Origin of the sequence: Frondihabitans sp. PAMC 28766, from assembly GCF_001577365.1 — a bacterium.
Classification (GTDB): Bacteria; Actinomycetota; Actinomycetes; order Actinomycetales; family Microbacteriaceae; genus Frondihabitans.
Map to the genome: position 1 here is coordinate 1,815,227 of NZ_CP014513.1, position 11,702 is coordinate 1,826,928.

Consider the following 11,702-nt stretch of genomic DNA (forward strand, 5'->3'; position numbering starts at 1 on the left):
TCAGTCGTCGATCGGCAGCTGCGACGTCAACTCGACGGCGGTGAGGTCTCGCGGCACGTCGTCGATCACCGGCGACGGAGCGATGACCGTCGACTCGTCGAGCATGCTCAATCGCCGTGCTGAGGGCAGCACCTGGCGTTCGAGCGAGCCGACGAAGCGGTTGTAGTCGGAGACGGATGAACGCAGCGACCGACCCATCTTGTCGACGTGGCCGGCCATCGTCGAGATCCTGCCGTAGAGCTCGCGGCTCAGGTCGAAGAGCTGTTTGGCCTCTTGGGTGACGACGTCCTGCTGCCAGCTGAAGGCCACGGTCTTGAGCACCGACCAGAGAGTCACGGGGGAAGCCAGAGCGATCCGCTTCTGGAAGGCGTAGTCCATGATGCCGGGGTCGGCCTCGAGGGCCGACGAGACGAGCGACTCGCTGGGGATGAAAGCGATCGTCAGCTCGGGTGACGACTCGAGCCCGGCCCAGTAGGCCTTGCCGGCAAGGGCGTCGACGTGGGCACGGACGGCCTTGACGTGCTCGCGGAGCAGGTCAGTGCGTCGGGCGCCCTCGGCGCCGATCGCGTCGGGCGAGATGCTCGACGCCTCGAGGTAGGCGCCGAAGGGCACCTTCGCGTCGACGGCGATGTTCTTGCCGCCGGGCAGGTGCACGATCATGTCGGGCCGGCGGGCGACGCCGTCCGCAGTGATCGACGTCTGCACGTCGAAGTCGACCCGCTCGATGAGACCGGCCGCCTGCACGACGTTGCGCAGCTGCGTCTCGCCCCAGACACCCCGGGTGCTGTTGGACTTGAGAGCGGATGCCAGGGCGTCGGCCGTCGAGCGCAGGCGCTCTTCCGACTCGGTGGCGGCGCGCAGCTGCTCGCTCAGCTCGCCGTGCTGGCGGTGCCGCTGCTGCTCCATCTCGGCGACCTTGGCCTGCACGGCACGGAGGCTTTCGGCGACGGGGCTGAGGGCTGTCAGGATCCGGCCGTCCGACCCCGCCCGCCTCGTCTCGGCTGCGGCATCGGCCATCATCCGATCGCGGAGCTCGTCGATCCGCTGCTCTTGCAGCTCGATCTGGTGCTCGTGCTGCCGCTGCTCGGCGGTGAGCCGATCGCGGAGCGCCTCGGCCGTCGAGGTGGCGGCGGCGACGCGTGCGCGGAGAGCCGACCGGCCGAGCAGAGTGCCCACGGCGAGGCCGAGCACGAGACCGATGACGAGTGCTGCGACGGGAGACATGTCGGCAGTCTGCCAGCGGCCACCGACATGTTCGTCGCTCGTCAGTCGGCGAGTGTCGCGATCGCGTGCGCCCAGAGGAAGTACTTGTTGGTGCCCAGATCGGCGATCGTCGTGATGCCGAACGCGGCCTTGAGGTGCTCGGCGTCACCGTCGCTCACGCCTTGCAGAGCGGCGACGGGCAGCGCTGCGAGTTCGTCGACGGGGGTCTCTTCGTACGCCTTGTCGAGCTTGTCGGCGATTCCGGTCATGGCTTTCCTCCTTCGGGACGGGGCGTGCCGGGCGGCATCGCCTCCACTCGCAAACTAGGGCGTCGGGCAGCGACGAGGCAAGTGAATTCTCACCTCGGCCGACGGTGCTCCGAGAGGCGGCGCTCAGGGTCGAGGGCTAGACGAAGCGCACGGCCGGCGCGAGACGATTGACACGCACCCCGGTGGCCGCAGCCAGCTCGTCGACGGTGTCCGCGCCGTGGCGCTTCGCCGAGTGCGCGATGATCGCCGCGCAGGCTTCGGCGTCGGCCAGCGCCTCATGATGGTTGAACTCGTCGAATCCGGCAGCCATGGCCGCCATGGGCAGGCGGTACGAGTCGAGGGTGTAAGTTTTGCGCGCCACCTGGAGGCTGCAGAAGTAGCGGCTCTCGGGCGTCTCGATGCCGGTCGCAGCGCATGCGCCCCGGATCACGCCCATGTCGAATCCTGCGTTGTGAGCGACCAGGATCTCGTCGCCGACGAAGTCGAGGAGGTCGGCCATCTGTTCGTGCCACTCGAGAGCATCGACGACGTCGTCACGGACGATGCCGTGGATGCGCGTGTTCCACTCCGAGAACTCGTCGTGCCCGAACGGCGGCTTGATCAGCCAGCCCGTCTTGTCGACGACGCGGCCGCCGACCACCTTGACGAGGCCGACGCTGCACGCCGAGGCGCTGGAGGAGTTCGCGGTCTCGAAGTCGATCGCTACGTAGTCGAGTGACATTGCCTCATCGTGACACACGGGTCCGACAGAGCAGGATGCGACACCCTCAGGATGCGACGCCCGTCGGTCGCCTGCCTGCGAGAAGTTAGGCTCTATGACCGTGGCTCTCACTATCGCGATCGTCGGGCTGCCCAATGTGGGCAAGTCCACCCTGTTCAACGCCCTGACCAAGAACCAGGTACTGGCGGCGAACTACCCGTTCGCCACCATCGAGCCGAACGTGGGTGTGGTCAACCTGCCCGACCCGCGCCTCGGCGTCCTCGCCTCGCTGTTCTCGAGCGAGAAGATCCTGCCCGCCCCGGTCTCGTTCGTCGACATCGCCGGCATCGTGAAGGGTGCGAGCGAGGGGAGGGGCTCGGCAACAAGTTCCTCGCGAACATCCGCGAGGCCGACGCCATCGCCGAGGTCGTGCGCGGCTTCGTCGACCCCGACGTCGTGCACGTCGACGGCGTCGTCGACCCCGCCGCCGATCTGTCGACGATCAACACCGAGCTGATCCTCGCCGACCTCGAGACGGTCGAGAAAGCGCTCGTCCGCTACGAGAAGGAGCTGCGGCTGAAGCGGGTCGAGCCAGCGACCTACGACACCGCGGTGGCTGCGCGCGACGCGCTGCAGCGCGGCGAGGCGCTCTCGGCCACCTCGATCGACCTCGAGCCCATCCGCGAGCTCGGGCTGCTGACCGCGAAGCCGTTCATCTACGTCTTCAACGTCGATGAGTCGATCATCGCCGACTCCGCCAAGAAGGACGCGCTCGCAGCCCTCGTCGCCCCGGCCGAGGCGATCTTCCTCGACGCGAAGATCGAGTCCGAGCTGATCGACCTCGACCCGGAGGACGCGGCCGAACTGCTCGCCTCGACGGGCCAGGAGGAGTCGGGCCTCGACCAGCTCGCTCGCATCGGCTTCGACACGCTGGGCCTCCAGACCTACCTCACGGCCGGCCCGAAAGAGACCCGCGCCTGGACGATCGGCAAGGGCTGGAAGGCCCCGCAGGCCGCCGGTGTCATCCACACCGACTTCGAGAAGGGCTTCATCAAGGCCGAGGTCATCTCGTTCGACGACCTCGTCGACACGGGCTCCATCGCCGAGGCCCGAGCCCACGGCAAGGCCCGCATCGAGGGCAAGGAATACGTGATGCAGGATGGCGACGTGGTGGAGTTCCGCTTCAACAACTAGCGCCGCTGATTCGCGGAATTGTTCCACACGACAATCGCGCTGCGGCAGCGGGCCGCGTGCCATGTGATGTTGTGTGGAGTGGACCCGCTTGAAGAGCGGAAACTGAGCCAAGCCGAGAAGCTACCACGTGCGGTGGGGGTGATAGAGCTGATGGCTCAGGGATGCCAAAGATCGAGCTTCTCCCAATCCTTCGGCGCACCCATTGACTCAATTGTGAGCGCGTCGGTGGTCGGGAAGGCAGACAACAGCGTGACAAGCCGACTGGACCAGTCGGTGTCGACGTCGATTGACGGGAGCATGTAGGCGATCACTGCTAGGCCGTTATAAGAGGTCGCGCCGATAGGTGGGGTGTGGCGGTGACGTGGGGCAGGCACGAGCCCTGTTAAACACGGTTTCGACCAAGATCCCGTGGCTTTTCAGGAGTAGCTCGTGCCTGCCGTCCCATCTTTCCTCATCGAGCCCATCTGGGCCCAGTTCGAAGCACTCATTCCGCCAGTCATCGATGATCACCCCTTCGGTGGGCACCGCCCGCGGATCGCGGATCGGGTCGTCTTCGACAAGCTCGTGCAAGTACTCGTACTCGGCGCCGCGTATGTGAAGATCGCCGACAGCACCTGCTCGGCGACCACGATCCGCCGCCGCCGTGACGAGTGGATCCGGCACGGGATCTTCACCGAGCTGGAGCAGGTCTGCCTCGAATCCTACGACAAGATGATCGGACTGGAACTGGGGGATCTGTCTGTGGACGGGTGCATCGTGAAAGCGCCCTGCGGCGGTGAGGCCTCAGGGCGTTCCCCGGTGGATCGCGGGAAACAGGGAACGAAACGTTCTCTCCTGGTCGATGGGAAGGGGATCCCGCTGGGATGCGTAATAGCGGGCGCGAACTGCCATGATTCGCCCCTGCTGGCCGCGACCCTGGAGAAGCTGGGCCGGTTCGGGTTCGACCTCCCGGAGCGGATCACCGTGCACCTGGATGCCGGCTACGACTCCGGCAAGACCCGTGAGCTGCTCGACACTCTCGGCTGCGATTGGGTGATCAGCAAAAAGGGAACACCGCTGCAGACCGGCGCCCGCTGGGTCGTGGAGAGAACAAATTCGTGGCACACCCGCGGCTTCCGCAAACTCCACATCTGCACCGAGGTCCGCACCCGGGTCATCGACGCGTTCATCGCCCTCGCCGCCGCGATCATCACCACCCGCAGACTCATCCGAGAAGCCTGGACCCGCTACCGCTGGGACACCAGACCCACCCGAAAACCATGACCTATCGGCGCGATCTCTAAGTGCCGAAGATGCTCTTGGCGCTCTCGTTGCCGCGCAGGTGATCGAGAATAGGGACCTGCCCGACCCTGGGCCTTGACGGCGCGTTCTGGAGCTTCCTGTTGAACAGCCGTGCGTGATGAGCAGCGACGTTGCGCATGTAGTTCAGACTGGCAAGCCAGCTGGACATGAGCTTCTTCGTCGGAACCCCGAAAGCGGCTGCGATCTCCTCGGCGTCCTTCTGATTCATGCCGCGGTAGAGGACGGACAGGTGCCCGAGCTCAAGGATCTCGGTGAGCGCCCAAACGGGCATCCTGTCGTCATACTTCTCCCGGAAGTGCTCGACAAACTGCTCGTCGGAGCTGGCTTTGCGGGAGCTAACCCGTTCGAGCCAATGGAAATGCTTGCTTGGTGCGGGTTTTCGAGTGTCGGTGATCTCAGCCGTGAACGCTGGCATGAAGGAGGAAGGATCCTCGTGGGCAAACGCGGAGCTGCGCCCGAGCACGTATCCGATGCGCATGCGAACGGCGACTTCGATGCGCTCGAGGCCGTCAAGGACGAGCATGCGAAGTCGCCGATCGAAGTCGATGATCTTTTCAGCTTGGTCCAGGCTGGTACCCGGCCGAAAGTCGCTGAGGACTCGAATGCGCTTTCGGTTCTCGTCGTCGACGTACTCCGCGGACTCGCGGAATGGGTAGAGATATCCGGTGAGACGGTAGTAGCCGATCGCCTGCAGGATCGCGCTCGCATGTCCTCTGTCGCCTACATCGAGCCCATGTTCCACCAGCCGATCAACCTGCTTGTCCACGGTCAGCCACGGCTTGCTGTACTCGACCATCAGCCTCCCAAAAAGAAAATCAGCCCGCGCCTTGCGGCGACGGGCTGATCGTGATGACCGAACTCTAGCACGGTGGACCGACAGAGCTCCGCGCGGTGCGAGATGCCAACCTACGGGGTCAATGGTCCGCCACATACACGTCTCGGCCGGCAAGCTCGCATTTCCGCTCGCGCATTTCTAGTCCAGAATCGGGTATGCCAGTGCCGCTCCCGTTCTGCTTACCTCAAGCGAAATAGGCGGAGCCGTCAAAGGTGACTGTGATTCGAAACGCCGTGGAGTTCCGCTTCAACAACTAGCCGCGGCTTGCGCGACGTGGCGGAGTTCGGGTCGGCGTCGGCCCGCGCGCCGGTGGCGGAGTCCGCTATCGAGATGTAGAAGACCCGCGGAGGGGAGGTCTCGAGCACCCGGGCGACGTCTCGGGTTCGACGAAGATTCTGCGTCAGCGGTGCTTCACTGGTGCATGGCCGTCTCACCGATGTTCCCGCTCGGATCAGTGCTGTTCCCCGGCGTGCCCATCCCGCTGCGGGTATTCGAGCCGCGGTACCTCACGTTGGTCGGCCGCTTGCTCGACGAAGACGAACCGGGGTTCGAGTTCGGCGTCGTGCTCATCGAGCGCGGATCAGAAGCCGGCGGTGGCGACCAGCGCGCCTCGGTCGGGACGATGGCGCGTCTTGTGAGCGCCGCCGCGGGCGCCGACGACCTGTACATCGTCGGCATGGGGACCCGGCGGTTCACGGTCGAGCGCTGGGTCGACGAGGACCCCTACCCGCGGGCCGACCTCTCGATCCTGCCGGATCTGGAGTGGTCCGAGAAGCTCGCACCCCTGCGGGACCAGGCCGAAGCAGCTGTCCGGCGCTTGATCGCCCGCGCCGCGGGGCCGCAGTCGGATGCCGGCATCGAGCTGTCGGACGATCCCGTCGCAGCCGTGTGGCAACTGGCGGCGATCGCCCCGCTGGGCGAGTACGACAGGTACACCCTCTTGAGGTCGACAACGCTGGGGGGTCTCCTGCGTCAGCTGATCGATCTGGCCCTCGAGGCCGAGGAGCTGTGGTCCGCCGAGTGAGGCGTCTGACCACCGTTCACCACCCCTCGTCCTTCCGTCCGCAAAGAGACCGAACCCCCCGCTAAGGAGGTTCGGAGGGATCGGACGCGAATTCGATGTCACAGCTCCACGTGGTCGAGTTCCGCTTCAACAACTAGCCGCGGCGCCGGGAGGCCGTACAGCCGACCGTGCCTGGTCCGGCCGCTGGCGCGGCTGAAGCACCTGCTGCTCCCGCACGCGCGTTTATGGGTGGGGTGAACGAGGGCTCCAGGGCACGTTTCAGGCCGGTCGGGAAGAGCTACGTTGTGCTCCAGATCGTGCTCCAGATCGTGCTGCGGGAGAAGTTCATCGGGACAGGCTCGGGCAACTTGACCGAACTCGAGAACGCGATCAACGCTCAATCCGCACTCGGGTATCGGCTTCACACGATCACCACCGCGGCGTCAGGCAGCAAAGGTCTGGCCGGAGGTGATCGCATACAAGCGACGATGGTCTTCGAGGGATTCGACCTCGCGGCCGACTAGTCGTCTTCGAGAGCTTCAGACGCTCTGTGTACGGACTTATGCCGTACAATTCACGCGTGCCCTCTCCGACGAAAAACGATCGACTCGACCTTCGGCTCACCTCTGCGCAGAAGCGTGAGATCGAGCAGGCCGCCGCGCTCACGGGCCGATCCCTCACGGATTTCTCGGTGTCGACGCTCGTCGAGAAGGCCGAAGACCTCATTCGGCGCGAGCGCGAGGTATCCATGTCCGCCCAGGCTTTCGAGACCTTCTCCGCGCTCCTCGATCGACCGGCAGCCTCGGTGGCCGGCCTTGCCGAGCTCCTCGCCCGACCCGCGGTATTCGTCGATTGACCGGCTTCCGCCGTCCGCGCGCGATCACGCTGGGCGACGATACGAGCGGATTCGACTGCGGCGTCCCGAGCCTGACCAACTGGTTGCAGATCCGCGCGATCCGGAATGAGGCTGGTGGCGCGTCGCGAACGTTCATCAGTTGCGACGCAGACTCCGGCGTCGTCGCCGGGTATTACTGCCTGGCGGCCAGTTCGCTCCGATCCGACGAGGCGGTCGGGGGAGTGCGGCGGAACATGCCGGACCCGATTCCCGTCATCCTGATCGGAAGGCTGGCGGTCGATTCCCGATTCCACGGCGTCGGCCTCGGTGCATCGCTGCTTCAGGATGCGGTTCTCAAAGCAGTCGAGGCCAGCCGACTCATCGGTGCGCGCGCCGTCGTCGTCTACGCGGTCGACGACTCAGCCGTCGCGTTCTACCGGCGCTTCGGATTCGCCATCATGCCGAAGTCCGCCAGGTGTCTCTACTTACTCACCGCCGACGCCGAGGCGACCGTGCGGGAGCTGGCCGGCGGTTAGAGGCCCGGCCCGTCGGGGAGTTGAGTCAGCGGCCGTCCGCCGCAGCCTCGAGCGCGGCGATGTCGAGCTTGATCATCTGCTGCATCGCGATCATCGTGCGGCTCGCGCGACCCTGGTCGGGGTCGGCCAGCAGCTCGGGGAGGCGGACGGGCGTCACCTGCCAGACGACGCCCCAGCGGTCGGCGCACCAGCCGCAGGCGATCTCGCGTCCCCCGTCGGAGGTGAACGCGCCCCAGAGCCGATCGATCTCCTCTTGCGTGTCGCAGTCGACCTGGAACGAGACGGCGTCGGTGTACGGGTGGTCGGGGCCGCCGTTCATAGCGCGCCACGACTGCCCGAAGAGCGTGAACTCGACGACGAGCGCCCTGCCCGCGTCGGGGGTGCCGTCGGGCCAGCGCTGCACGTGGTCGATGCGCGCGTCGGGGAACAGTCCGACGTAGGTGATCACGGCCTCCTCGGCCTGGTCGTCGAACCACAGGAACGGGACGATGCGCTGCATGAGGGGCTCCTCTCGATGGCCGAGCGCCATTGCCCGGTGGCGATCAGGGTAGCCACCTTCGAGCAAGTTCGCGCTACCGTTGTGCCACCAGACCACCGAGGAGCTCTCATGCCGTACGCCGTCGACTTCGTGAACGTCGAAACGACCGGTCTCGAATCGTCGCCTGTCGTCGACGCGCTCGCCGGTCTCCGGGCCAACGAGGCTCGCTACTACAAGAACAAGTACGACCACGTCTTCACGGTCAGCCCCGCCGATGAGGTGCCCGACGAGGTCGCCTACCTGACGAAGGTGCTGAAGGACGAGCGCGACATCGTCATCGCCTCGGAGCCGCTCGAGGCGACGCAGTTCGAGGTCGACGGCCTTCGGATGACGTACGTGTTCTACGAGTCGGGCCTCGCGATCAACGTCATGTACGCGATCGAGGACGGCGGCAAGCGCGCCGTCGGCTTCAAGCTGTCGCAGGGCATGGAGGTGCCCGCCGAGTTGGCCGACCGCTTCAAGTTCGCCCGCCAGAAGTCGAAGCTCGCCGGCGAGATCCGCGGCTCGTACTTCGTCGTCAAGGGCGAGTACTAGGGCCGGGCTTCGTCGGCTTGTCACCGCGCGGCTACCACCCGTGTCGGTGGCGGAGGTGTTATATGACAAGGCTTATAACACTTAGATCGTTTGGGGTGAGGGGCGACGGAGGCTGGGGAGCCGCTGGGTTTTCAGCGCTTTTCGCCAGGATCTGAAGCGCCTGCTCGCCAAGGAGGCGAGATTCGCCATCAGGACGAAAGCACTGCTCGAGCGACCAGTTGAGCCAGCTCCACAGCTCGGCCCGCCGATCGGCCCTCCGCCGCAGGGCAGCACTCAGAATCACACCGGACGTCGCCAGCCCCGCCACCACAAGCGCGATCAACTACGTCGAGCCGAACGCCCAGTTGTCGGTCGCTCCAGGCGCCACGAGGCCCTACCTCATCCGATGCGGTAGACGAGCCCGTGGCCGGCTGCGGCGACCATGGCGACGAAGCGCTTCGCCTGCTCAAGGTGGTACCCGACGTACGCCACGTCTTCGCGGAGGTGGCTGTCGCGGTGATCTCCGCCCGTCGACGGGCAACCATAGTGCGCCAGGAACATCGCGAGGACGTCGACCTTGTCGATCTCGCCGATGTGGTCGGCGATCCTCTGCACGGCCTCGGGCTCGAGCACCTCGTAGTGGCATCGGTAGCCCTCTTGCCAGCCGTTCGGATAGACGACGTCGCCGCGCACGAGGTCGAGGCAGGGCTCGGCGGGGTACTGATTGGGCCAGACGAACAGCTCTTGCAGATAGCGCCACGACTTGTCGAGGCAGAGCACCAGCCGATCGTCGTCCGGATCGTCGTCGTCGACGATCGGATTGTTGTTCATGTAGTCGAGTGGATTCTGGCGGGCGAGCTCGATGTCGTCGGCGAGGACCGGATAGGCGTAGTAGCGGATTCCCATGCCGAGATCCTTCCGCCCGGCCGAACTCAGGAGAGGCTTCTCCACAGGCCGCGAACCAAGGGGGCGGTTGTCCACAAGGGATTTGCGGGAGGACGCCGCCAGGTCGCGTAATGCAGGCTTCACGGCCCGGCACCGAACCCGAAACAGCGCTCCGGTCTACTGGCGTCATGACAACAACGAGCAGGGCACCCCGACGAGCAGGGCCAGGCGCCCGATGAGCGACCGCATTCACCTGGGCTGGTTCCTCGACGGTTTCCGCGTGCCCGCCTGGAACAAGCCGTGGTCGGGCACGTCGTCGCGCGACTGGACGTCGGGCCGGTTCTATGTCGACATGGCGCGAGACCTCGAGCGGGGCTGCTTCGACTACTTCATGCTCGAAGACAACAACTACGTGCCCGACTCGTTCGGCGGCACCATGGACGCCTACCTGAAGTACGGCCAGCGCGCCCCGAAGCACGACCCGACGGCGCTCGCCACGATCATCAGTCAGGCCACCGAGCACATCGGAATCGTCGCCACCGTCGCCACGACCGAGATCTCGCCCTATCGCCTCGCCCGGCTGATGTCGACGCTCGATCACTTCTCGGACGGCCGGATCGGCTGGAACATCGTCACCGGCAGCAACGACCAGGCCGCGCAGAACTTCGGCTTCGCCGCCCAGCCGGCGCACGACGTGCGCTACGACCTTGCCGACGAGTTCGTCGCCGCGGCGAAGGCGCTCTGGAACTCGTGGGAGGACGGCGCTGTCGTCCTGGACGACAAGTCGAATGTCTACGTCGACGCGAGCAAGGTGCACGTCGTCGACTACCAGGGCGAGCACTTCTCGACCCGGGGGCCGCTCAACACGATCCCGGGCCCGCAGCGAGAGCCGGTGTTCTTGCAGGCCGGCGTCTCGCCCCGGGGCATCCGCTTCTCGGCCCAGACGGCCGACTCGATCATCGCGACGGGCGACAGCATCCCTGCGATGAAGGCTTTGCGCGAGCGCGTCCGCGCCGAGGCCGCAGCCGTGGGGCGCGATCCTGACGCCATCAAGGTCATGTTCATCACAGAGCCAGTCCTCGGCGACACGATCGACGAGGCCGAGGCCAAGCTCGTGCGCATCGAAGAGGACGCGATGCGCACCTACGACCACAACCTCAGCGGCCTGGCGAGCGTGACGACGACCGACTTCTCGAAGTACGATCCCGACCAGCCGCTGCCGGCCGACCTGACCACCAACGGCCACCAGGGTCAGCTGAACGACATGATCCGATCGGGCAAGACCCTCCGCGAGCTCGCGACGGCACCGCTCGCCAACGGGTATCGCGAGACCTTCGTCGGCACGCCGCAGTCGGTCGCAGCGGCGATGCAGGACGCGGTGGAGGAGATCGGCGGCGACGGCTTCCTGATCTCGTCGCTCTCGCCGACCCGGCGGTACGTCAGCGAGATCGTCGACGGTCTCGTGCCCGAGCTGCAGAAGCGCGGCGTGATGCGCGACCGCTACGAAGGGCGCACGCTGAGAGAGAACCTGCTCGCCTTCTGAGACGCCGACCAGGCACCCGGCCAGGCACCGGGCCTAGGCTCCGGGCATGCCGCACATCGTCTTCGCAGGTCAACGCATCCCGATCACCGCACAGCAGATAGTCGAGTTGAAAGACAGGCTTCAGGATGCAGCGCAGCGCGCGGTGCCCGCCGAGCTGAGCCTCGTCGGCCCCGACGGCGACGCCGTCTGGCTGCTGTGGACCCCGGGGGCGCCCATCGTCATCAACGATGCCGATGTGCCGCCGCTTCCCGAGTTCCCGATGCCCGACTTCTCGGCGCTCGGCCTGCCCGGCTTCCCGGAGCCGCCGACGCCGCCGCGCCGCGTCGGCTTCTGACGCGACCGAGAA

General features: G+C 66.1%; 15 protein-coding genes and 1 pseudogene. 9 read left to right on the plus strand and 7 right to left on the minus strand.

Annotated features, from left to right (window positions below; all coding sequences use genetic code 11):
* The 3 genes from AX769_RS08845 to AX769_RS08855 all read right to left on the minus strand — a co-directional run bounded on the left by AX769_RS08845 (position 1) and on the right by AX769_RS08855 (position 2,193).
* The gene (locus AX769_RS08845; RefSeq protein ID WP_066278314.1) at positions 1 to 1,224 is read right to left on the minus strand and encodes a DNA recombination protein RmuC; all 1,224 of its coding nucleotides are present in this window, start codon (positions 1,222 to 1,224) and stop codon (positions 1 to 3) included.
* Between the two features lie 41 nt (positions 1,225 to 1,265).
* A complete protein-coding gene (locus tag AX769_RS08850; protein ID WP_066278315.1) occupies positions 1,266 to 1,472 on the minus strand; it encodes a hypothetical protein in 207 nt (68 codons plus the stop codon).
* A 136-nt stretch (positions 1,473 to 1,608) separates the two neighbouring features.
* A complete protein-coding gene (locus AX769_RS08855; RefSeq protein ID WP_066278316.1) occupies positions 1,609 to 2,193 on the minus strand; it encodes an exonuclease domain-containing protein in 585 nt (194 codons plus the stop codon).
* Between the two features lie 100 nt (positions 2,194 to 2,293).
* On the opposite strand from AX769_RS08855, the pseudogene ychF reads away from it, so the two are divergent.
* Positions 2,294 to 3,366, plus strand: a pseudogene (gene ychF, locus AX769_RS08860) (redox-regulated ATPase YchF).
* A 155-nt stretch (positions 3,367 to 3,521) separates the two neighbouring features.
* On the opposite strand, the gene AX769_RS23855 reads toward ychF, so the two are convergent.
* Positions 3,522 to 3,677: a hypothetical protein gene (locus tag AX769_RS23855; protein ID WP_157887532.1), complete on the minus strand. Its 156-nt coding sequence runs from the start codon at positions 3,675 to 3,677 to the stop codon at positions 3,522 to 3,524.
* 118 nt (positions 3,678 to 3,795) lie between these two features.
* Between AX769_RS23855 and AX769_RS08865 the strand changes: the two genes are divergently transcribed.
* Positions 3,796 to 4,629: an IS5 family transposase gene (locus AX769_RS08865; protein WP_066278321.1), complete on the plus strand. Its 834-nt coding sequence runs from the start codon at positions 3,796 to 3,798 to the stop codon at positions 4,627 to 4,629.
* Between the two features lie 16 nt (positions 4,630 to 4,645).
* Here the strand turns inward: AX769_RS08865 and AX769_RS08870 are convergent, their stop codons facing one another.
* Positions 4,646 to 5,464 carry an Abi family protein gene (locus AX769_RS08870; RefSeq protein ID WP_082763623.1) on the minus strand — a complete coding sequence of 273 codons (819 nt, stop codon included), beginning with the start codon at positions 5,462 to 5,464 and terminating at the stop codon, positions 4,646 to 4,648.
* Between the two features lie 460 nt (positions 5,465 to 5,924).
* On the opposite strand from AX769_RS08870, the gene AX769_RS08875 reads away from it, so the two are divergent.
* The 4 genes from AX769_RS08875 (at position 5,925) to AX769_RS08890 (ending at position 7,877) form a co-directional block, all read left to right on the plus strand.
* Entirely contained in the window at positions 5,925 to 6,527 is a 603-nt protein-coding gene (locus tag AX769_RS08875) for an LON peptidase substrate-binding domain-containing protein (RefSeq protein ID WP_066278325.1), read from the plus strand.
* Between the two features lie 284 nt (positions 6,528 to 6,811).
* On the plus strand, positions 6,812 to 7,030 hold the full coding sequence (locus tag AX769_RS08880; protein ID WP_066278328.1) for a hypothetical protein: 219 nt from the start codon (positions 6,812 to 6,814) through the stop codon (positions 7,028 to 7,030).
* Between the two features lie 56 nt (positions 7,031 to 7,086).
* Positions 7,087 to 7,362, plus strand: a complete 276-nt coding sequence (locus AX769_RS08885; RefSeq protein ID WP_239451986.1) for a DUF1778 domain-containing protein — start codon at positions 7,087 to 7,089, stop codon at positions 7,360 to 7,362.
* The gene (locus AX769_RS08890; RefSeq protein WP_239451987.1) at positions 7,359 to 7,877 is read left to right on the plus strand and encodes a GNAT family N-acetyltransferase; all 519 of its coding nucleotides are present in this window, start codon (positions 7,359 to 7,361) and stop codon (positions 7,875 to 7,877) included. Before AX769_RS08885 ends, AX769_RS08890 begins: the two co-directional genes overlap by 4 nt.
* A gap of 25 nt (positions 7,878 to 7,902) precedes the next feature.
* Here AX769_RS08890 and AX769_RS08895 read toward each other — a convergent pair whose 3' ends face one another.
* Entirely contained in the window at positions 7,903 to 8,376 is a 474-nt protein-coding gene (locus AX769_RS08895) for a VOC family protein (RefSeq protein WP_066283387.1), read from the minus strand.
* Positions 8,377 to 8,484: 108 nt separating this feature from the next.
* Here AX769_RS08895 and AX769_RS08900 point away from each other — a divergent pair, with 108 nt between their 5' ends.
* A complete protein-coding gene (locus tag AX769_RS08900) occupies positions 8,485 to 8,949 on the plus strand; it encodes a phage tail protein (RefSeq protein ID WP_066278336.1) in 465 nt (154 codons plus the stop codon).
* A gap of 378 nt (positions 8,950 to 9,327) precedes the next feature.
* Here AX769_RS08900 and AX769_RS08905 read toward each other — a convergent pair whose 3' ends face one another.
* Complete coding sequence (locus AX769_RS08905; RefSeq protein ID WP_157887533.1) at positions 9,328 to 9,834, minus strand: DUF1877 family protein; 507 nt, start codon at positions 9,832 to 9,834, stop codon at positions 9,328 to 9,330.
* Between the two features lie 214 nt (positions 9,835 to 10,048).
* Between AX769_RS08905 and AX769_RS08910 the strand changes: the two genes are divergently transcribed.
* Together AX769_RS08910 and AX769_RS08915 are read left to right on the plus strand one after the other, a co-directional pair.
* Positions 10,049 to 11,356: an NtaA/DmoA family FMN-dependent monooxygenase gene (locus AX769_RS08910; protein ID WP_066278338.1), complete on the plus strand. Its 1,308-nt coding sequence runs from the start codon at positions 10,049 to 10,051 to the stop codon at positions 11,354 to 11,356.
* Positions 11,357 to 11,402: 46 nt separating this feature from the next.
* Entirely contained in the window at positions 11,403 to 11,690 is a 288-nt protein-coding gene (locus AX769_RS08915) for a hypothetical protein (protein WP_066278341.1), read from the plus strand.
* The last annotated feature ends 12 nt before the right edge of the window (positions 11,691 to 11,702 follow it).